This is a genomic window from Microbacterium sp. E-13 (assembly GCF_049912955.1).
In the GTDB taxonomy this organism is placed as follows: Bacteria; Actinomycetota; Actinomycetes; order Actinomycetales; family Microbacteriaceae; genus Microbacterium.
In genome coordinates, this window is the sequence record NZ_CP183973.1 from 476,742 (window position 1) to 497,265 (window position 20,524).

The window sequence follows — 20,524 nt, forward strand, 5'->3', positions numbered from 1 at the left end:
CGTGAGGGCGAGAACGCCGTTCTCGCCCTCACAGATCGTCAGCTCGTCCCGAGTGACTGCCGAGTCGTCAGCCCTGGAAGAGACGCGGCAGGAAGTCGATCAGCGCCTTCTGCCAGACGTCCCAGCTGTGCGGACCCGGGATGATCGGAGCGAACTCGTGTTCGATCCCGCGGCTGCCCAGCGCGCTGACGAGGCTCAGCGTGTTCGGGTAGGTGAAGTCCTGGATGTCACCCGAGTAGATGCGCAGGAGCTTCGTGCCCTCGTTGATCGCCGCGACGTTCGCATTCGCCGGAGGGTTGGTGAACGCCGACATGGCCCCGATGTAGGCGAACTGACCCGGCACCTGATACAAGGTGCTCAATGCCGCAGCCGACCCCATCGAGAGGCCCGCGAGGGCGCGATCATCGGGGTCGCTGCTGACGTTGTACTGCGCCTCGGCGGCCACGGTGATGCGCTGGGTGATCTCGGTGGGGAAGTTCACGCCGTTTCCGTTGGCCATCACGACCACCATGGGGATGATGTTCCCCTTGGCGTAGTGGTTGTCCAGGATCTGGGCGGCGTAGCCGACCTCGATCCAGTCCGTCCACGTCTGTCCGCCGCCGTGCTGGAGGTAGAGGACCGGGTAGGCCTCGGCCCGGTCGGGATCGTAGCCCGGGGGCGTCCACACGTAGGCGGAGCGAGTGGGGTTGCCGTTCGCGCTGCTCGTGTAGTTCATGACCTCGACCTTGCCGCGAGCCTCGGGTGCGACCGGCGTCGTGTACTCGCCGCGGAGCGTCTCGTCGCCGGGCACCTGGAAGGTGCTCCAGTTCGGCTCCGAGAGCACGGTCGTCGGGTTGGTGGTGTCCTTGCGGTCCGATCCCTCCACGACGAACTTGTAGTAGTACGACCCCGCCTCGACCGGCATCGTCAGGCGCCAGCGCCCGTCGTCCTGCTTGACCATGGGCGTGCGCGGCCAGCTGCCCGCGGGCCCGAAGTTGCCCCACACCGTGACGTTGTTCGCGCCGGCGAACTCGGTGCCGGTCTCGAATGTCACGACGCCGTTCTCGTCGATCCAGGGAGTAGGCGTGGTGCCGGCGGCCGGGAGCGAGTGCGGCTCCAGCGGGAGGTGGCCCTCACTCGGCCCCGTGTCGTCCGAAGCCTGGAAGACGCGCTGGGCGAAGTCGTGGAGGCTCTTCTGCCACGTGTCCCACGTGCCGCCGGTCTCGGGGTCCGAACCGTCCGATTCGAACTCGACGCCGGCTGCGGTGAGCTTGCCGGCGAGGGTCACCGTCGCGTTGTAGCTCGGGTCGGTGACGTTGCCGACATAGAGGCGGATGAGGTCGGTCGCGTCGTTGATCTGCCGCGCCTTGCCCTTGCCGACGTTCTGCTCGAGGTCGCCCGAGAACGAGCCCACGTTCGAGAACACTCCTGTGGCGCTGACCAGAAGGCTGAGGGCCTGCTCGGCTCCTCGCCCGATACCGGCGATCGCGCGAGCGTCGCCGTCGCTCGAGACGTTGAACGCGCGCTCCGCGGCCGGGAGGAGGTTCTTCACGACCTCACCCCGGATGTCATCCGACTGGCCGTCGCCCATCACGACGACCATGGGCTCGGCGTCACCCTCGACGGTCAGGTTGTCGAGGATCTGCTTCAGTCGCCCGAGTTCCACCCATTCCCGATAGCTCTGGCCCTCGTCCTGAAGCAGGTAGAGCACGGGGTAGGGCTCGGCACGGTTCTCGTCGTAGCCTGGCGGCGTCCACACCAGCGCGGAGCGCTCGGCGCCTGTGACGGAGCTCCGGTAGGTGAGATCCTTCAGCGCGCCGCCGTCGGTGACGTCGGCCAGCCATTCGGCGCCCGGACCGTCCACGAACAGCGTGTTCCACGTGGGCTTCGAGGTCACCTCCTGCGGACTGGCGGGGTTGCGGAACGCGATCGCGTCCTGGGACCATGCCGGACGAGCCGAGTACTGGTAGTAGTACAGGCCCGGCTCGAGCGGGCCGATGGTCGAGGTCCAGTTGCCTCCGCCGGCCCCCATGTTCAGGGTCGTCCACGTCTTGCCGGGCGCGAAGTTCCCCTCGACCGCCACGACGGATCCGGCGATTCCGGTTGCCGGCTGGATCGCCGAGTTGGGAACCGAGAACCGGTAGACGTCGGGGACGACGTTGTCGACCTCGGTCACCCACGGATCCTCGGCAGCCGCGGCCGGTTGCGCCGCGAGGAGTGATGACACTCCCAATGCGGCCGCAGTGGCGAACGCCGCCAAAACACGACGGGGGCGCTTCTCGCTGCGCCGCCCTTGATCTGTCCACATCACCATCGGGTTCCTCTCGTATGCAGCCCGAACTGCTTTCTGGGGGAGGGTTGACGCCGGAGAAACACAACCTCCGGCGGAGCGGCGACGAAGCTCCGAAGACACGGTTTACAACGTCGTAATTCCGTTCACGCCCATCGTGGCGTCTCAGGCAAGTGGAGGTCAAGAGAGAATTCCAACGTTGTACAGGAAACCCTGGGATGCGGCGGCTCTCATCGCAAACGGTGGGTCCAGGGCTGGCCCGAACCCACCGTTTGCACTGCGCCGGCTACTTGACCTTGAAGTTCGCCACCAGCTGGGAGCCGCCGTGGACGGTCACCTTCACCTGGTAGCAGCTTCCCGCCTTGCCCTTCGGGGTTTGCCAGTTCTGGATGAACTGCCCGCTCGCCGCGTCGTAGCGCAAGGCGGTGGCACCGGTCGAGTACTGCTCGACGTCGTCGCTGGGCTGGCCGGCGAGCGTTCGGCAGTCGACCTTCCCCACCGTGAAGGCGTCCACCACCGCCACATCGGTGAGCTCGGCGTCCCCGGCGAAGACCTCGAACTTCAGGGGAACGGTCGAACCTCCCTTCACGAGGTTGAGTGCCGCCATGTCGACGGGCTGAGAGAAGCCCTTCAGCGTGGCGGGAGCCGGAACCTTCCACATCGTGGGGACGATGGGGGTGGCTGTGATGCGCTCGATGCGCGCCGAGCCGCCCTCCGACCACGCCGTGATGGCGTCGGCGCCGTCGTCGGGAAACACCTGGTCGGTCAGCGTGGTGAGCCCGCCGGCGGCGAACACCTCTACGGACGCCCGGTCGAGGTACACCTCGAACGAGACCGTGCCGTCGGCGTCGACTGCCACGGGGGCGTCCTCGATCGAGGCGAACGCCGGGTGGAACGAGACGTTCCCCGAGTCTCGCCGGTCCACGAACAGCCGGCCGCGCTCGGTGTCGTAGCCGATGAGCGTTCCGGAGTCGGCGTCACCGAACACCCTGATACCCGCCTGCTCGGCATCGCCGGGTCGCAGCACGACGTCGAGCTTCACGACGTTGCCCGACAGATGCAGATCGGCGGAGCCGTCCACGGCGACCGCGGTGCGCGTCTCAGCGTGCGCGGTGTCGAGCTGGTCGTCGATCTGCGGCACCACCCGCTGCGACAGGCGCGGGCCGTCCGGCGTCGTCACCAGTGTCACCTCGCGCGGCAGCGTCATGGAGCTGCGCCACGTGGAGGTGGGGATGTCGTTGGCGTAGTCCCAGTTGTTCATCCAGCCCTGCATGATCCGCGATCCGGACGGCGTGCCGAAGTACGACACGGAAGCGTAGTAGTCGCGGCCCCAGTCGAGCCAGTCGTAGGTCTCGAGCCGAGTCGGAGCGGCGGCATCCGAGAACATCACCTGATCGAGGAGGATGTGGCCCCACCCGAAGCGGTTGTTGTCGATCACACGGATCGAGGCCTCCCGCCCTTCGAACTCACGCACATTCCAGCTCGTCCAGTCGAGGCTCTCGCTGTCCGCTCCGGTCGCCGTGCGAACGACCTCGCCGTCGACGACGAGATTGACGGATGTCTCGTCCGAACGCACGCGCGACGGCTCGTCGCCGACGACCACGTGGTCGAAGGTGAGGTGTCCCCAGCCGCCGGTCACCTCATCACGGATGCGCAGCTGCGCCTGCTGTCCGCGGAGATCGGACACGTCCCACGATCTCCAGTTCAGCGCCCCGGCCTCAGGACCGGTCTGCGTGCGGACGACCTGTCCATCCACGACGAGCTCGGCCTGCAGCGAGCCATCCGTGCGCTTGCCGCCGCCGATGAGGAATGAGACATAATCGCCGTCGAGCGGGAACGCCGGCGACGTGTACGTGCCGACGTTGTCGTCGCCGCGCGGGCCCCCTTCCCACGTGTTCAGCCGCTTCGCGCCGAGGTAGTAGTCGCCGCCCGCGGTCGACGGGTTGCGCCACGGCTCGGCCGCGAAGTCGCCGGTGATCTGCCAGCCGGCGTCCGACAGGACCTGTCCGTCGGGCAGCTCGAAGTCGAACACCGTGGTGCCCGCGGGCGGGTCGTTCGTCAGCTGCGCGCCGGGAACGTACGGGTGCCTGCCTCCGCCGACGAGGAAGTTGATGTACGCGCTGTCGATCGTGAAAGCGGGCGAGGTGAGCGTCCCGACCGGCCAGTCCCCGTCGTTGAAGCCGTTGACCAAGCCGTTGCCGGCGAAGCCCGATACCGCGTTCTGGCCCGCCAGGGTGCCGCTCGCCGGTGCGGATCCCCACGGTCCGTTCTTCCAGTTGCCGGGCTCGTTCGCGACGGTCCAGCCTTCGTAGTCGCCGCCGTCGAAGCCGGCGAAGACCTCGCCCGCAGGCAGTGCCTGCGCACCCTCCGTGCTCTCACTGGTGAAGGTGGTTCCGTCGAACTCACCGACGAAGTACTGCCCGCCGCTTCCGCCGGCGACGGCGCCCGGGTTGAGGTTCACGACCATGACCCATTTCGTGTTGCCGGGATCGCCGTCCACGGGCAGCTCGAAGAGGTCAGGGCACTCCCAGATCCCGCTTGTGGAGTTGGCCGGTCCGAAGTCGGACAGGTGCTGCCAGGCCTTGAGGTCCGCACTCTTGTAGAGCACCACCTTGTGATCCGTGGCTTCCACGGCCACCATGACCCAGTACGCGCCGGCGGGACCGTCGTACCAGAAGACCTTCGGGTCGCGGAAGTTGGCCGAGTTCCGGTCGAGAACCGGGTTGCCGTCGTACTTCGTCCACGTGTAGCCGCCATCGGTGCTGAAGGCGAGCGACTGCGCCTGCTTGCCGGCGCGCGTCGGGTGCGCGGACGTGTAGGCGCTGGTGTAGATCGCGATCAGAGGCGGGTTGTCCGCCGTCCCGAAGCCGCTCGAGTTGTTCTCGTCGACGACGACGGAGCCCGAGAAGATGTCTTCGATCGCCCGGCCGTCGGCGTCGAACGTCTGAGGGATCGCCAGCGGCTGCTCCTCCCAGTGGAGGAGATCGGACGAGGTCGCGTGACCCCAGCTCATGTTGCCCCAGCGCGTGCCGGACGGGTTGTGCTGGAAGTACAGGTGATACGTGCCGTCGACGAACACGAGCCCGTTCGGATCGTTCATCCAGTTCTTCTCCGGGGAGAAGTGGATCAGCGGCCGGTACGGCTCGTCGCCGGGCTGCGGATCCGACGCGCTCGCGACAGCGCTTCCGCTGAGGAGGCATGCCGCGAGCACTGCTGTTGCTGTCACGATGGCCGTGCCGCGCCGCCATCTTCCTCTGCGGTCGTGCTCGTGGCGGCCTGGCGGTTGCATCGCGGATCCGGTCATCTCGCCCTCCTTGGCGGGAGCCCGGGGCCATCCCGGGCGTCCTGACATCGATGTCAGGGGTCAGCCGGGGATGTTACGGATTGTCCACGCGACAATGCAACCGATGTTCCTGCAGTCTTGACATCGGTGTCAGCATCCGATCGGCGCAGTCACGCCGGGGGAGCGGGGATCTCGCCGCTGCCGCGGGGGATCAGCTGCGTCGGCACCTCGATGTGCTGGGCGGGTGAGTCGTCGCCGGCGAGACGTGCGAACAAGCGTGTGACTGCCGCCCGTCCGATCTCCTGAGGGTCCTGAGCGACGACCGTCACACCCGGCTCGAGGAGGTCGGCGAGGGGCACGTCGTCGAAGCCGACGAGCGCGACGGAGTGCTGTGCGCCGGCCGAGCGGAGGGCGTGGAGGGCCCCCACGGTGACGAGGTTCTGCGAGCTGAACACCGCGCTCGGAGGCTCGTCGGAGGCCAACAGCTGGGCGAGGGCCCGCTGCGCGGCGGCGGCGTCGTGCAACCCGGTCGCCACCAGTGCCTCGGTGGTCGGGATGCCGGCGCGCCCGAGCGCATCGAAGAATCCCTGCTGCCGCTCCGCGGCCGTCTGGATGTCGAGGCGGTCCGTCAGAAGGGCGATGCGACGGTGACCGTGCTCGATCAAGTGCGCTGTCGCGGCGGCGGCTCCCCTGCGGTTGGCGCTCACGACGGAGTCGAATCCCGCGTCTGCGGGCCGGCGGTCGATGTAGACCACCGGGATGCCCAGGTCGCGGAGCGAACGGGCGTAGTCCTGCTGGCTCTTCACCGTCGTGAGGATCAGTCCGTCGACCCGTCGACGCAGAAATGCCCGGACGGCCAGCTCTTCGCGTTCAGGGTCGTCGTCGAAGCTCGACGCGAAGACGGCGACCTCCCGCTGGATCGCGGTGTCTTCCACGGCCCGATGGATGGCACCCGCAAAGGGATTGTCGACGCTGCCGACGAGAAGCCCCAAGGTGCGGGTGCGTCCGTCGGCGCGGCGAAGACTCCCCGCCTGGAGGTCGACGTGGTAGTCGAGGGAGCGGACGGCCTGCCACACTCGCGCGGCCGTCGCCTCGGCGACGTTCGGCTCCTGGTTGATGACACGCGACACCGTCTTGGTTCCCACCCCCGCCAGCGCTGCCACCTGCTTCATCGTCGCGCGCGGGCGGCGCGCGGCGGTGCGTTCTTCCGACATCGATGTCACAATCCCGTCTCGGTTCACAATGACCAGGTTGACTCTAGCGGAGCGAGTGGGGTACAAACTCTCCTGACATCGTTGTCAACCGGCAACGAGAGCCCGAGAGGATTTCGATGAAGAATCACATGCCCCGCGGTCGCACGTCGACCCTGATCTCCGCACTCGCACTCTCCGCAGCAGCGGCACTGACGCTCGCAGGTTGCGCCGGAACCTCCGGCGGCACCCCGACCGAGGGCGGCGGCGACGACGGGATCGGCGTCTCGCTCATCGTCAAGACCAACTCGAACCCGTTCTTCATCGCGATGCAGGACGGCGCGAAGGCCGCCGCCGAGAAGAACGGCGTGAGCCTGACCCTGGCCGCGGGCAAGGAGGACGGCGACGAAGACACCCAGATCCAGGCGATCGAGGCCGCCATCTCGAAGGGTGACGACGGCATCCTGATCACTCCGAACGGTCCGGCCGTCCTCGATGCCATCGCGAAGGCGCGCGACGCGGGCCTGTTCGTGATCGCCCTCGACACCGTGCCCGACCCCGCAGACGCCGTGGACATCACGTTCGCGACGGACAACTACCTCGCCGGTCAGTACATCGGCCAGTGGACGTCTGCCACGCTCGCGGGTGGCGAGGCGGTCATCGGCCTCATCGACCTGTTCGACGACAAGGCCGTGACCGTCGACTACGACCGCGATCAGGGCTTCCTCGACGGCATGGGCATCGAGCTCAACGACGAAAAGGTCAACGGCGACGAGGAGCCGACGGGCTCCTACACCGGTGGCCAGGGCGGCAGCTACACCATCGTCGGCAACGAGGCGTCGCAGGGCGCCGAGGACGGCGGGCGCACGGCGATGGAGAACCTCCTCGCCAAGAACCCCGACATCAACGTCGTCTACACGATCAACGAGCCGGCCGCGTACGGCGCCTACCAGGCGCTGGAGGCAGCAGGCAAGGGCGGCGACGACGTCATCATCGTCTCGGTCGACGGCGGCTGCGCCGGTGTCGGCCAGGTCGCCGACGGCATCATCGACGCAACGAGCCAGCAGTACCCCGTGAAGATGGCCGAGATGGGCGTCGACGCGATCGTCAAGCTCGTCGAGACCGGCGAAGCCCCCGAGACCAGCGATGGTCTCGACTTCTTCAACACCGGCGTGACGCTCGTCACCGATCAGCCTGCCGACGGCGTCGAGTCGATCGACACCACCGAGGCCGCAGACATCTGCTGGGGCACGAAGTAATCCGATCCATGACGGATGCCGTGACCGTCGCGCCCGCGGCGGTCACGGCATCCCTCCCCGTCCCCTGGAAGTGACACTGTGACCCAGCCGGCTCCCCCCACCTCAGCGCTCGACCTCGCGGCCGAGTTCCTCGACCGCCGCACTCCGCTGGACCGCATCCGCGGTGTGCTGCACAAGTACCCCGCCATCAGCCCGGCCATCGTGCTCGTGCTGGCGATCATCGTCTTCGGCACCGTCAACCCGCGGTTCTTCGCCCCGGCGAACCTCTCGCTCGTGCTCGACCAGGTCTCGGTCGTCGGCACGGTCGCAATCGCGCAGACCCTGATCATCCTCACTGCCGGTATCGATCTCTCGGTCGGTGCCGCAATGATCCTCGCGTCGATGGTCATGGCCCAGACGGCCTTCCACAACGGCTTCCCCGCGCCCGTCGCCCTGGTGGCGGGTCTCGTGGCTGCGCTGGCCACGGGTGCGCTGAACGGCTTCCTCGTCACGAGGGTGAAGCTGCCGCCGTTCATCGCGACGCTCGGGACGCTGAACGTCTTCATCGCGCTGACGCTGCTCTACAGCGGCGGGCAGACCGTCCGCAAGGCCGAGATGCCCGATCTCCTCACGTGGACGGCGACCCCCATCCCGATCGGCGACGTGCGGCTCACCGTCGGCGTGATCATCATGCTCGTCCTCTACGTCCTCGTGGCCTACGTGCTCGGGCGCACCGCGTGGGGCCGCCACGTCTACGCGGTGGGCGACGACGCCGAGGCGGCCCGGCTGGCCGGCATCTCGACGAGCCGGGTGCTCATGAGCGTGTACGTCGCGGCGGGCGCCGTCCTCGCCGTTGCCGCCTGGATCCAGATCGGCAGGTCGGGTGCCGCGAGCCCCAACGCCGGCGCCGACCTCAACCTCGACTCCATCACGGCCGTGGTGATCGGCGGAACCTCGCTCTTCGGAGGACGCGGCGTGATCTGGGGAACGCTCCTCGGCGCCATCATCGTCGGCGTGTTCCGCAACGGACTCTTCCTCGCGGGCGTCGACGGCCTCTATCAGACCCTGGCGATCGGCATCCTCGTCATCGTCGCCGTCGCGGTCGACCAGTGGATCAGAAAGGTACGCAAGTGAGCCTCATCGAAGATGCCGTCGAGCCCACGCCGACGCCCCAGGGCGTCCCGGTGCTCGAGGCCAAGCGACTCGTGAAGACCTTCGGACGCGTGGTGGGACTCGACGGAGTCAGCCTGCAGCTGTTCCCCGGCGAGGTGCTTGCGGTGATCGGTGACAACGGCGCGGGCAAGTCGACACTCATCAAGTGTCTGACCGGCGCGTACGTCCCCGACGAGGGCGAGCTGCTCCTCGACGGCCAGCCGGTCCACTTCAAGCGCCCGCAGGACGCTCGGGTCGCTGGTATCGAGACCGTCTATCAGAACCTGGCGGTCTCGCCGGCGCTCGACGTCGCCGCGAACCTGTTCCTCGGGCGGGAGCGGCGGAAGCCTGGTCTGGCGGGGAGGCTCTTCCGTGCGCTCGACACGTCCGGCATGCGCAGGGAGGCCCGCGAGCAGGTGCACAAGCTCGGGATCTCGACCCTGCAGGATGTCACCGTCTCGGTCGAGAACCTGTCGGGAGGACAGCGGCAGGCCGTCGCGGTGGCACGCGCTGCCGCCTTCGGTTCCAAGGTCGTCATCCTCGACGAGCCCACCGCGGCGCTCGGCGTGCGCGAGTCCAACCAGGTGCTCGAGCTCATCCAGCGACTGCGCGAGCACAACGTGCCGGTCATCCTGATCTCGCACAACATGCCGCATGTCTTCCAGGTGGCCGACCGGATCCACGTGCAGCGACTCGGCAAGCGCGCGGCGACGATCACCCCCCAGTCGCACTCGATGACGGATGCCGTCGCCATCATGACCGGGGCCGCGCAGGCCTAGATCTCGCCCGGCCGGGGACCGCGCAGTCCCCGGCCGAGAAGAGCAGGAAGGAGACGGCATGGAGAAGCAGATCGTCCTCTATGCGGAGTTCACAGCACGACCAGGCGCACGAGCCGAAGTGGAGACCCTGATCCGGACGTACGCGGACGCCGTTCAGGCGGAACCCGGAAACATCGTGTTCGACGTCTACACCCGCGCGGAGGCGCCCGACAGATTCGTCGTCTTCGAGGTGTATCGGGATCGGCCGGCGTTCGATTCCCACATCGGCGCCGCCGAGGGCGCCGCCTTCAACCGCGCGCTCGGACCGCTCATCGTGGGGGGAGCGAGCGAGCTGAGTTTCCTCGACCTCCTCGAGGCGGCGCTGTGAGCGAGACGACGACCACCGAAGTCGACGTCCTCGTCATCGGCGAGGCCCTCGTCGACATCACGACCATCGGCGCCGAGGCGATCGAGATCCCGGGTGGAGGGCCGGCCAACGTGGCGCTCGGCCTCGGGCGTCGGGGGATCGACGTGGCGTTGCTCACGAGCCTCGGCCCGGACGCGAGGGGCAGCGCGGTCACCCGCCACCTCGAACGATCCGGCGTATGGGTCCTCGCAGAGTCATTCGGGACGACCCCGACCTCCACGGCCAACGCCCACATCCTCGATGACGGGGCGGCACGGTACGAGTTCAGCATCGCCTGGCGGCCGTCACGCGAGAGGTTGCAGGTGAGACCCCGCACCGTCCACGCCGGCTCCGTGGCGGCGTTCCTCACCCCCGGCGACGAGGTCGTCCTCGAGCACATCGACCGACTCGCCCCGGAGATCGTCACCTTCGATCCGAACATCCGGCCGGCGCTCGTCGGGCAGCCGGATCGGGCACGCGCCAGATTCGAGCAGTTCGCGCGACGGTCGACGGTGGTGAAGCTCTCCGACGAGGACGCCGGGTTCCTCTACCCGGGGCTCGATGAGGCCGGCCTTCTGGAGGTGATCGGCAGCCTCGGCCCACGACTGGTCGCCCTCACACGAGGAGCGAGAGGCGCCGTGCTCGCGGCAGAGGGGATGGTCGTGGACCTGCCGGGGCGCCGTGTTGCCGTGGCCGACACCATCGGTGCGGGCGATACGTTCATGGCTTCTCTGGTGGCGGACTATCCGCGCCTGCACCACACGATCCTCACCGAGCCCGATCTGCGCGAGCTCGGAACGCGCGCGGTGGATGCAGCGGCCATCACCGTCGGCAGGCCCGGGGCCGACCTGCCCTGGGCGGCCGAGCTCCGCCCTTCCTCGTGACGTCGCGGCACCCGTCCTCCTGAGAAGCGCGACGGCGATGCCGTGGAGCGACGAGCGCCCCCGTGATCGAGCGGGGGCGCTTCGTCGTCGCGCCGGTAAGTCGGCGTGATTAACCGCTTGACCAAGGCTTGATTGCATGGATATGCTCTGCGTAACCGATTAACCAAAGTAGGTGACGATGAGCCAGCGAGGGTTCTTTCAGCCGGAAGGCGCGTGGGTCGGGGATGTCATCCCCTGGCAGGAGGACGGGACGTTCCACCTCTTCTACCTTTATGAGTCGCGGCGCACCCCGAAGGATGGGATGCCGTGGCACCGGGTGGTGACCGACGACCTGACCCACTTCCGAGAGGCGGGGGAGGCGCTCGCGTCGGGTGGGCGTGAAGAGACAGACTTCAACGTCTACACCGGGAGCATCGTGCTCACCGAGGACGGCACGCACCATATCTTCTACACCGGCCAGAACCCCGACATCTCCGGCGATGACGGACGACCGCTGCAGGTGGTGATGCACGCGACCAGCAGGGATCGCATGCAGTCCTGGCAGCGGCATCCCGGCGACGCCATCGGTGCGACCGCAGGCTACGAGACCGGTGATTGGCGAGACCCGTTCGTGTTCTGGGACGAAGATGCGCACCTGTGGCGCATGTTGATCACGGCTCGTCATGACTCCGGCCCCTCACGGAGGCGCGGGGTGATCGCGCAGTGCACGTCTCGAGACCTCTCGGTCTGGGAGCCGGCGGAGCCTTTCTGGAACCCGAAGCGATACGTCGCGCACGAATGTCCGGAGGTGTTCCAGTGGGGCGACTGGTGGTACCTCGTCTACTCCGAGTTCAGCGACGCCTTCACCACCCGTTATCGGATGGCGCGCAGCCTGCACGGTCCCTGGCTCGTCCCGGAGCACGACACGCTCGACGGACGTGCCTATTACGCCGCGAAGTCCGCGGCCCGCGGCGACCGACGCTTCTTCTTCGGATGGATCGCCTCGCGGGAAGGAAATGTCGACGACGGCGCCTGGCAGTGGGCGGGGACCATGTCGGTGCTCGAGGCCGAGCAGCGAGCCGATGGCACCCTGGCGTTCCGTCACACGTCCGAGTTGCGGAGCGCGTATTCCGAACTCGAGCAGGAGCTCCCCGCGGGCACCGTGCTCGCTGCGCCCGAAGGTTATGTCGACGCGCTGACCGCCGTCGACGCCCCATCGGCGTTCCGCCTGAAAGCCCACTTCGACATCGCCGACGGGACGACGGAGTTCGGGGTGCTGCTGCGGGCCAGCGCCGACGGTGACGAAGGCTATGCGCTCCGTGTGGAGCCGGACCGTCATCGACTCGTCTTCGACCGGTGGCCGCGCCGGCAGACCGGGGCCGAGCAGTGGCAGATCTCGGGTGACGTCCCGTTCTCCATCGAGCTGGAACGACCGTGCCGGATCGAAGCCGGCCAGCACGTGCTCGACGTGATCGTCGACGGTGACCTGTGCGTGGCGGTGCTCGATGACGGGATCGTGCTCAGCACCCGCCTCTACGACCGGCAGTCCGGCCGGCTGGGCGCGTTCGTGGGCGAGGGCAGCGCCACGCTCACCGAGTTCTCGGTGTACTCCCGCCTGGAAGAGCCGGCGGACGAGCAACTGCCCGGGAGTGCCCTTCTTTCGACAACGACCTGACCCACACCCGCACCATCTCTCGCAGTACCGATCAAAGGAGATTCCGACATGACCACCATCAAGCGCACGGGCGGGATCGTCGCCATCGCGGCCGCTACCGCACTCATCCTCACCAGCTGCTCCGGAACAACCGCCGCCAGCCCCACCGACGTCGATCCGGATGGCGAGGTTGTGCCTCGCGAGATCTCCTGGCTGCTGTCGCGGCCGGCGGACGGGGGTGTGATCACGGCGATGGAGCAGATCGCCGACGAGTATGCGGAGGACCACCCGGGCTTCGCGCTGAACCTCATCACGACACCCGACCGTCCCTCGTACATCCAGAAGTACGAGACGCTCGCGGCGGCGAACAAGCTCCCGGAACTCTTCGACACCGATGCGACTCCCTTCGCGCAGAAGCTCGCCGACCAGGGTCGGATGGTGGACGTCGACGCCCTCCTGGACGATCTCGGGCTCGCCGACGACTACCGTGAGGCGGCGCTGAACTACCAGCGGTTCGACGACGGATCGCTGTACATGGTGCCGTTCGAATTCCAGCTCGAGTACTTCTGGTACAACTCCGCGCTGCTCGAGCAGGCGGGAGTGGCCGTCCCCGCGACGCTCGACGACTTCCCCGCGATGTGCAAGGCGCTCCGCGCGAACGGCATCACCCCGATAGCCCTCGACGGGCAGGACCAGTGGCCCCTGGAGCGCTACATGGCGTACTACCCGTTCCGCCTGGCGGGGCCCGAGTACGTCCAGAAGCTGAAGAACGGCGACGCGTCGTTCGGCGATCCTGCCGGACGGGCCGCCGCGGAATGGCTCTCCTCGCTCGGCCAGGCCGGCTGCTTCCAGGAGGGCTTCTCGTCGACCGGTTATGCCGACGCCCAGGCGCTGTTCACCTCCGGCAAGGCGGCCGTGTACAACATCGGCACCTGGGAGTTGAGCAACCTCGCGACTGAGGCCCTCGACGCCGGCGTGCGCGACAGCGTCGATTTCTTCACCCTCCCCACCATCGACGGCGCCGTCACGGACGACCACGAGTACGTGACGCCCTCTGGCATCGGCATGGCGGTGAATGCCAAGACGTACGATCCGCTGGTGCGCGATTTCCTCGCGTTCGCGCTCGAGCGCTACCCCGACGTGTACGCGGCGACGGGCGCCCTGTCTCCGACGACGACTGCGGCGACCACCATCCCGGACACCGCGACGCCCCTGTATTCCCAGGCGATCGAGCCGGCAGACGGCGTCGGCCCGCGGATCGCGATGCCGTGGGACACCCAGCTCGACCCGGCGACCAACACGCGACTGCAACAGGAGCTCACGCTTCTCGTGCAGGGGGACACCACCCCGGACGAATTCATCGACACGATGGACGCCGCGCTGGCGGAGAACGGGAAATGACCGGCACCCTGACCGGTGGGGCGGTCGCGACATCGTCGCGACCGCCCCGGCGGCCGCCGGGCGCCCGTGCGGGCTCGATGCTGCCACGGCGATCCACGCTGTCCGTCCTGGTCTTCGTCGTCCCACCCCTGCTCCTGTACGCCGTCGCTGTTCTGCTGCCGATCGTCCAGTCGCTGTTCTTGAGCCTGTTCCGATGGGACGGCATCACCGACATGGTGTTCGTCGGCGCCGAGAACTACGTCAAGATGTTCACCCGCGACGATGTCTTCTGGACGGCGTTCGGCAACGCCCTCGGCTACCTGGCGATATGCCTCATCCTCCAGCTGGGCGGTGCGCTGATCGTCGCGGGCCTGCTGACGGCCCTGCCCCGGGCGCGGGAGCTGGTGAAGACGATGTACCTCCTGCCGGCGATCATCTCGACCGTCGCGATCGCCTTCCTGTTCCAGCGGATCTACTCCCTGGAACCCGTCGGTCTGCTGAACCAGGTCCTGGCCTGGGTGGGCCTGGAGAATCTGCAGACCGCGTGGCTGTCGAACGTGCAGACCGTGCTCGCGGCGGTGTCGGTGCCGGAGGGCTGGCGCTTCACCGGCCTCTACATGCTCATCATCTACGCGGCGCTCATCGCAGTGCCCCAGGAGCTGGAAGAGGCGGCACGCTTGGACGGCGCCTCATGGTGGCAGGTGTTCTGGCGGATCCGGTTCCCGTACATCCGTCCGGTGTGGATCACCACGACGATCATGGCGACGACCTTCGCCCTCCGGGGCTTCGACATCCCCTACCTGCTGACGAACGGCGGGCCCGGGCAGGCATCCGAACTGCTCACGACCTACATGTACAAGACGGCGTTCGTCCACACCGACTACGGGTATGCCAGTGCGATCTCGGTGTTCATCGTGGTGGAGTGCCTCGTGGCCGTCGGTCTCATCTATCTGCTGCTCCGTCGAAGGGACGACTCATGACACTCACCGCTCCCGCGCCGCCGGCACCGCCCACCGCGACCCGGGCACCCGTCCGACGCCGGCCCTCGCAGTCACCGCGCCTGCGCGTGCAGCGAGCATTCCTGACGGCGACCATCGTGCTGATCGTCATCGTCCAGGTCTACCCGCTGGTCTGGCTGTTCCTGACCAGCTTCCGCACCGCGGCTGACTTCGCCGCGGGAAACCCGTTCGCACTGCCGGCGTCGTTCACGCTCGACAATTACGCCCGCGCCTTCGGAACCGGCAACCTCGGGCTCAACATCCTGAACAGCCTCATCGTCACGCTGGGCTCCAGTGCACTCATCGTGATCGCGGGCATGATGGCCGCGTACGCCCTGGAGGTGCTGGGCTTCCGCTTCGGAAACTCGGTGCGGGCGTTGCTGCTGCTGGGCATCATCGTGCCGGTGCAGATCGCACTGGTGCCTCTGTTCATCGACTACTCGCAGGTCGGGCTGCTCGACACCCACATGTCGATGATCATCCCCCTCGCAGCCTTCTCGCTGCCCATGGCGGTCTATCTGTTCTCGTCGTTCTACAAGTACATCCCCCGGGAGACGTACGAGGCGGCATCCCTCGACGGTGCCGGTCCCTACCGGATCTTCGCCCGCATCACGCTGCCGCTGTCGGTCAACACCATCGTCACCGTGGTGCTCGTGAACAGCATCTTCATCTGGAACGATTTCATCTTCGCGAACACCTTCGTACTGTCGGACGGATTGAAGACGATCCCGCTGGGTCTGCAAAACTACATCGGAGCGATGGGGAACACCGACTGGACGGCCACGTTCGCGGCGGTCTGCGTCACAGTGACTCCGTTGCTGCTCGTGTTCCTGGTCCTGAACAAGGCGATGATCTACGGACTCGAGAGCGGAGCGACGAAGGGGTGAGGATGCCCGAGCACGGCAGGGCCGGATCGGCGGTGACGATGCGCGACGTGGCAAAGGCGGCCGGCGTCTCAGTGGCCACGGTGTCGCATGTCGTCAACGACAAGCCGGGCGCGCGGATCGGCACCGACGCCCGACGACGCGTGCAAGAAGCCGTGGTCGCGCTCGGCTACCGGCCGAACGCGCTGGCGAAGACGCTCTCTCAAGGAACCTCCCGCTTCATCGGGCTCGTGTCGGACGCGATCGCGACCACGCCGTTCGCCGGACAGATCATCCACGGCGCGCAGGACGAGGCGTGGCGGCACGGTTATGTGCTTCTCGTCGCGGACACCGGCGGCAACCCGGCCGCCGAGGACGACGCCATCGCGATGATGCTCGAGCACCAGGTGCACGGCGTTCTCTACTCGAGCTGGTACCACCACGAGATCACGGTTCCCCAGGCGCTGAAGGAAACCGACACCGTGCTCGTCGATTGCTACGCGCCGGCCAGCGGCCTTGCGACCGTCGTTCCGGATGAGGAACAGGGCGGCCGCCTCGCGACCGAAGAGCTGATCGCCGCCGGTCACCGCCGCATCGCGTTCATCAACACGACGACGCCTTCGCCCGCCCAGACGGGGCGGCTCGCCGGATACCGCACCGCGCTCGAGGCGGCCGATCTCCCTTTCGACCCGGCCTTGGTCTTCCTCGCCGCTCCTGAGCAGGAGGGCGGCTACGCGGCCACCGGGGAGATCATCGAGGCGCAGGCGACAGCCGTGTTCTGTCACAACGATCGAGTGGCGATGGGCCTGTACGACGGACTCCGCGAGCGAGAACTCCGGATCCCGGACGACATCGCGGTCATGGGCTTCGACAACCAGGATGTCATCGCGGCGCACCTTCGCCCCCCGCTCTCGACCGTCGCCCTGCCGCACTACGAGCTCGGTGCGGCAGCCGTGCGCATCCTGCTCGGATCGGAGACTCACGATGCCGCCCGCCCCTACCTCGTGGCGTGCCCACCTGTCCTGCGGCAGTCCGTCTGAACGACCGGAACGAGCGGGCCGGTGCTCGAGCGTTCGGGCGCTGTTTCGCGCGCCGGACACCTGATGCAGGCGGGGCGGCATGGCGTCGGGTTGGGGCGACTCCCGGGGTGAATTACGTGCCGAAACCCGGGGGTTCGTCCGAGCTGCTCTGGTGAGCGTGCTCTAATGGGGCCACGGCAGCGCCTAGCGCCGAGAACGTCCAGAGACGTTCGACCGCTGGGTGCAATCCTCCTGGCGGGGATGGTTGCACCCAGCTTCCGTTTCCCCCGAACGGTGAACTGCTGGCCGCTGTCATTGCGCGAGAGCGATGACTCGGTCAGCGCGCTGGCGCCAGGCGGCCGCAATGAGTTCGGCGTACTGGGGTGTGGGGTGTACCCAGTCCCGGCGGATCAGGATGTCGCCGTTGAAGATGGGGCATCGGCCGTTGGCGCAGAACCAGTCTGTTTCATCGAGGTACGGCAGTCCGGTCGTAGTCTCGGCGTCGTGGACCCATTGCCATGAGCCGGGCGGTGCAGACATGCATGCCGCGGGGGATGCCCCGGTGGTGGCGCACTCGGTGATCTTCTTGCCCTCAGGCGGTGGGGAGACGAGCACGACCTGGCCCGCACCGGCAGCGATGAGTTCGTCGTACAGCGTCGTGGAGGCAGCGGTCCATTCCGTCGCGGCTTCTTTTCCGGTCGCCCCAGAACTGAGCCGTTCAGCCCACGCATAGTTCTGTATGACGAACACGATGTCGGGGCGCATCGTGGCGGTGATCGCGATGACGGCGTCGCGATGCCGCATGCAGTCTTCTTCTTGTTTGGTCTCGCCGCGCCAGTCGACGTCCAGCGCGGTGACCGCGCACGCGGATTTGGTCAGCCCACGGATGTAATGGTCGCCTCCGTACGCTGCGCGCACGGTGGGCAGCAGGGTGATGCCGAGCGAGTCTCCGTAGACGAGGATGCCGGGATCCGCGGGGTCGCCGAAGCTGCACTCGTCGTTTCTCTCCGTGGTGAGCGCACAGGGCAGGGAAGCCTCCTGCGGTTGCCCCTCGGATTCTGCGGTGTCGATCGACGGGGTGAGGGTGGCCGGCCATGATCCCGCGAGCGTCGCTTCGTACACGCCCTGGTTGATCTCGTCGGTCGGCTGGTACGCGTTCTCGTCGCCGGACGCTTGGGCCGCCAGCGCATCCTGCAGTTCCTGGTCGGCTGCGATCTCCTCGGCGGAGACCTCCCCGGGAGGGAACACCATGATCAGCGCGACGACCCCGATGCAAGCGGGCATGCAGACGGTCAGGAACACGATCCTGACCCGTTGCCCATGGTGCTCGCGCCACAGATACCAAGCGTGCGATCGCTCAGCCCTGGACCGGTGCCGAGAGAACAGCGGCGACCCGTTGAGCGGCTTCTCGATCAGTTCGTATGAGGCGACGGCGAGGATGATGCCGACGATGCTGGCGCCCAGATAGTAGGGAACACCTGCCTCGGGGAACATGCTCAGCCCGAGGATGATGACCGGCCAGTGCCAGAGGTACAGCGAGTACGAGATGTCGCCGATGTAGCGGGACACCGGGTTGGTCAGGAGGACGTTCCCACGGGCTTCGGTGCCGACACCGGAGGCGAGCGCCATCGCAGCCCCGGCCACCGGCAGCAACGCCCAGGGGGCCGGGAACGTCGACGATGAGTCGATCACGAACATCGACCCGACCATGATCGCGATTCCCGCCCACGCCATCATGATGCGGGCGGGCATCGGCAGCCTTGCGAAGACGAAACCGAAGATGGCCAGCGCCGCGCCGATACCGAGCTCCCATGCCCTCGTGAAGGTCGAGAAGTACGCGATCGTCGCGTGGTGCTCGGACTCCGATAGTGCCCACACGAATGACGCGATCACCCCGCCGATCATGATCGCCCCGGCGATGCGGGTCGCGGTCGCGCTCGAACTTTTCGCCACCCGCGTTCCGACATAGAGGACCGCGAGCATGAGCCACGGCCAGACGAAGTAGAACTGCTCCTCGACGCTCAACGACCAGAAATGCTGCAGCGGGCTGGGTGTGCCCTGCGCGAAATAGTCTGTGCCGGTCGCTGAGAATCGGATGTTCGCACCGAAGAGGGTCGCGGCGATGCCGTCCCACAGCACACTCTGCGCCTTGGACGTCGGGAAGAGCGCGAACGAGACCGCGACCGTCACGCCGACCGTGACCAGCGCAGCCGGCAGGATTCGCCGCGCCCGGCGGCGGTAGAAGCCCGTGAAAGAAGTGTGCCCGGTCTTGCTCCACTCGCGGACGAGTATCCCCGTGATCAGGAACCCCGAGACCACGAAGAAGATGTCCACCCCGACGAATCCGCCCGCTGGCCACTCGAACAAGTGATCGCCGCACACGGCAAGTACCGCCAGGGCTCGAAGGCCTTGAATGTCAGCACGCACGGCCTTCACGTGAGTGTTCTGGTGCGAAGGCATACGGTCGCTTCCTGTGCAGGAGACAGCGGTCGCCTGTCGCGAGAAGCGCACGCTGTGTCACTCATTCCGTCTGGCATAGAGCCGCTAGATCGTATGCGGCACAGGCCCGAATCGGAGCGACGATCTCCCGGCAATTGCACCCCGCAGTTCACCTCCGCAAGTGCTCCTGTCTCGCCAAAGATCATCCATCGGGTCCATCGTTCCCAGGCCGGCCGGAGACCGCGCCGCAGCAGTTTGGGCGATGCGCGGGGTGAAATCCATGACGAAATCTCCGGACTTTGTCCCGGCCTGGCCATATGCGTGCTCCAATCGGGACACGGCAGCCCCCAGTGCCGAGAACGTCCCGGCGGCGTTCGACAGCTGGGTGCAACCCTCCGGCAGGGGATGGTTGCACCCAGCGCGCACGCCCGGGGGACGGGCCGAAGGTCGCAGGAGTATCGGATGCCTATCAATACGCGGTTGCTGGCCGTGACAACACGTGACCCTGTCGCGCGGGATGCCCACGCGGCCTCTGGCCACGCTGGACGGGGGCGCGTTCGACGACGGGCACGTCAGGCATTGGTGGTCGCTTCGCTCGCAGGCTTGAGCAGCCTCGTGATTTCGGGATGCAGCATGGTCGGGTCTGCGCCGGAGTCGACGACGCCCGCATCCGATGCCGCCGCCCGCACCCGCGTGAGTGGTGAGACCGGTGACCTGCACGATCCCCGCGGCACCATCGGAGCGCTCACCGACTTCGTCTGTGAACCGGACGAGAACGGCACATGGGCCGCTGAAGGCGATCTCTCCAACGCCACCGACGGGACGTTGCGGTACTTGGTGACCGTCAACCTCATCGAAAGCACGTCCCATCGGGTGCTTGCCTCTGCTGACGCCGCATATGAATTGCAACCCGGCGCAAAAGAGCATGTCGCGTTCAGCGATATCGCCATTTCGGCCGGCGCCGGCGAAGAATGCGTGCCACGTGTGGTTGGCGGGGAGTAGGTACGTCACC

General features: G+C 67.3%; 15 protein-coding genes. 11 read left to right on the forward strand and 4 right to left on the reverse strand.

Annotated elements, in window-relative coordinates; all coding sequences use genetic code 11:
* Positions 1–67: 67 nt before the first annotated feature.
* The 3 genes from ACN9MP_RS02250 to ACN9MP_RS02260 all read right to left on the reverse strand — a co-directional run bounded on the left by ACN9MP_RS02250 (position 68) and on the right by ACN9MP_RS02260 (position 6,766).
* Positions 68–2,155 (reverse strand): alpha/beta hydrolase-fold protein, encoded by a 2,088-nt coding sequence (locus ACN9MP_RS02250; protein ID WP_426323559.1) that lies wholly within the window; start codon positions 2,153–2,155, stop codon positions 68–70.
* A 400-nt stretch (positions 2,156–2,555) separates the two neighbouring features.
* Positions 2,556–5,573 carry a PxKF domain-containing protein gene (locus tag ACN9MP_RS02255; RefSeq protein WP_426323561.1) on the reverse strand — a complete coding sequence of 1,006 codons (3,018 nt, stop codon included), beginning with the start codon at positions 5,571–5,573 and terminating at the stop codon, positions 2,556–2,558.
* Positions 5,574–5,722: 149 nt separating this feature from the next.
* Complete coding sequence (locus tag ACN9MP_RS02260) at positions 5,723–6,766, reverse strand: LacI family DNA-binding transcriptional regulator (protein WP_426323563.1); 1,044 nt, start codon at positions 6,764–6,766, stop codon at positions 5,723–5,725.
* A 116-nt stretch (positions 6,767–6,882) separates the two neighbouring features.
* Between ACN9MP_RS02260 and ACN9MP_RS02265 the strand changes: the two genes are divergently transcribed.
* The 10 genes from ACN9MP_RS02265 to ACN9MP_RS02310 all read left to right on the forward strand — a co-directional run bounded on the left by ACN9MP_RS02265 (position 6,883) and on the right by ACN9MP_RS02310 (position 17,094).
* The gene (locus ACN9MP_RS02265; protein ID WP_426323565.1) at positions 6,883–8,001 is read left to right on the forward strand and encodes a substrate-binding domain-containing protein; all 1,119 of its coding nucleotides are present in this window, start codon (positions 6,883–6,885) and stop codon (positions 7,999–8,001) included.
* Positions 8,002–8,079: 78 nt separating this feature from the next.
* On the forward strand, positions 8,080–9,114 hold the full coding sequence (locus tag ACN9MP_RS02270) for an ABC transporter permease (RefSeq protein WP_426323567.1): 1,035 nt from the start codon (positions 8,080–8,082) through the stop codon (positions 9,112–9,114).
* The gene (locus ACN9MP_RS02275; protein WP_426323569.1) at positions 9,111–9,911 is read left to right on the forward strand and encodes an ATP-binding cassette domain-containing protein; all 801 of its coding nucleotides are present in this window, start codon (positions 9,111–9,113) and stop codon (positions 9,909–9,911) included. The genes ACN9MP_RS02270 and ACN9MP_RS02275 overlap by 4 nt, the downstream gene beginning before the upstream one ends.
* 58 nt (positions 9,912–9,969) lie before the next feature.
* Entirely contained in the window at positions 9,970–10,278 is a 309-nt protein-coding gene (locus ACN9MP_RS02280; protein WP_426323571.1) for a putative quinol monooxygenase, read from the forward strand.
* Positions 10,275–11,180 (forward strand): PfkB family carbohydrate kinase, encoded by a 906-nt coding sequence (locus ACN9MP_RS02285; protein WP_426323573.1) that lies wholly within the window; start codon positions 10,275–10,277, stop codon positions 11,178–11,180. The genes ACN9MP_RS02280 and ACN9MP_RS02285 overlap by 4 nt, the downstream gene beginning before the upstream one ends.
* Positions 11,181–11,358: 178 nt before the next feature.
* Positions 11,359–12,834 carry a family 43 glycosylhydrolase gene (locus ACN9MP_RS02290; protein ID WP_426323575.1) on the forward strand — a complete coding sequence of 492 codons (1,476 nt, stop codon included), beginning with the start codon at positions 11,359–11,361 and terminating at the stop codon, positions 12,832–12,834.
* Between the two features lie 48 nt (positions 12,835–12,882).
* Complete coding sequence (locus ACN9MP_RS02295; protein WP_426323576.1) at positions 12,883–14,214, forward strand: ABC transporter substrate-binding protein; 1,332 nt, start codon at positions 12,883–12,885, stop codon at positions 14,212–14,214.
* A 77-nt stretch (positions 14,215–14,291) separates the two neighbouring features.
* A complete protein-coding gene (locus ACN9MP_RS02300; protein ID WP_426326165.1) occupies positions 14,292–15,173 on the forward strand; it encodes a carbohydrate ABC transporter permease in 882 nt (293 codons plus the stop codon).
* The gene (locus tag ACN9MP_RS02305) at positions 15,170–16,078 is read left to right on the forward strand and encodes a carbohydrate ABC transporter permease (RefSeq protein WP_426323578.1); all 909 of its coding nucleotides are present in this window, start codon (positions 15,170–15,172) and stop codon (positions 16,076–16,078) included. Before ACN9MP_RS02300 ends, ACN9MP_RS02305 begins: the two co-directional genes overlap by 4 nt.
* A 2-nt stretch (positions 16,079–16,080) precedes the next feature.
* Positions 16,081–17,094 (forward strand): LacI family DNA-binding transcriptional regulator, encoded by a 1,014-nt coding sequence (locus ACN9MP_RS02310; protein WP_426323579.1) that lies wholly within the window; start codon positions 16,081–16,083, stop codon positions 17,092–17,094.
* A 291-nt stretch (positions 17,095–17,385) separates the two neighbouring features.
* Here the strand turns inward: ACN9MP_RS02310 and ACN9MP_RS02315 are convergent, their stop codons facing one another.
* Positions 17,386–19,533, reverse strand: coding sequence for an acyltransferase family protein (locus tag ACN9MP_RS02315; protein ID WP_426323581.1), 2,148 nt, complete (start codon positions 19,531–19,533; stop codon positions 17,386–17,388).
* 582 nt (positions 19,534–20,115) lie between these two features.
* On the opposite strand from ACN9MP_RS02315, the gene ACN9MP_RS02320 reads away from it, so the two are divergent.
* The gene (locus ACN9MP_RS02320; RefSeq protein WP_426323583.1) at positions 20,116–20,514 is read left to right on the forward strand and encodes a hypothetical protein; all 399 of its coding nucleotides are present in this window, start codon (positions 20,116–20,118) and stop codon (positions 20,512–20,514) included.
* Positions 20,515–20,524: the final 10 nt, after the last annotated feature.

What these genes read in the sequence shown, in the direction of transcription:
- ACN9MP_RS02255 (WP_426323561.1), bottom strand. Translation starts at nt 5,573, where the DNA reads ATGACCGGATCCGCGATGCAACCGCCAGGCCGCCACGAGCACGACCGC.
- ACN9MP_RS02260 (WP_426323563.1), bottom strand. Translation starts at nt 6,766, where the DNA reads ATGTCGGAAGAACGCACCGCCGCGCGCCGCCCGCGCGCGACGATGAAG.
- ACN9MP_RS02265 (WP_426323565.1), top strand. Translation starts at nt 6,883, where the DNA reads ATGAAGAATCACATGCCCCGCGGTCGCACGTCGACCCTGATCTCCGCA.
- ACN9MP_RS02280 (WP_426323571.1), top strand. Translation starts at nt 9,970, where the DNA reads ATGGAGAAGCAGATCGTCCTCTATGCGGAGTTCACAGCACGACCAGGC.
- ACN9MP_RS02290 (WP_426323575.1), top strand. Translation starts at nt 11,359, where the DNA reads ATGAGCCAGCGAGGGTTCTTTCAGCCGGAAGGCGCGTGGGTCGGGGAT.
- ACN9MP_RS02295 (WP_426323576.1), top strand. Translation starts at nt 12,883, where the DNA reads ATGACCACCATCAAGCGCACGGGCGGGATCGTCGCCATCGCGGCCGCT.
- ACN9MP_RS02300 (WP_426326165.1), top strand. Translation starts at nt 14,292, where the DNA reads ATGCTGCCACGGCGATCCACGCTGTCCGTCCTGGTCTTCGTCGTCCCA.
- ACN9MP_RS02305 (WP_426323578.1), top strand. Translation starts at nt 15,170, where the DNA reads ATGACACTCACCGCTCCCGCGCCGCCGGCACCGCCCACCGCGACCCGG.
- ACN9MP_RS02310 (WP_426323579.1), top strand. Translation starts at nt 16,081, where the DNA reads ATGCCCGAGCACGGCAGGGCCGGATCGGCGGTGACGATGCGCGACGTG.
- ACN9MP_RS02315 (WP_426323581.1), bottom strand. Translation starts at nt 19,533, where the DNA reads ATGCCTTCGCACCAGAACACTCACGTGAAGGCCGTGCGTGCTGACATT.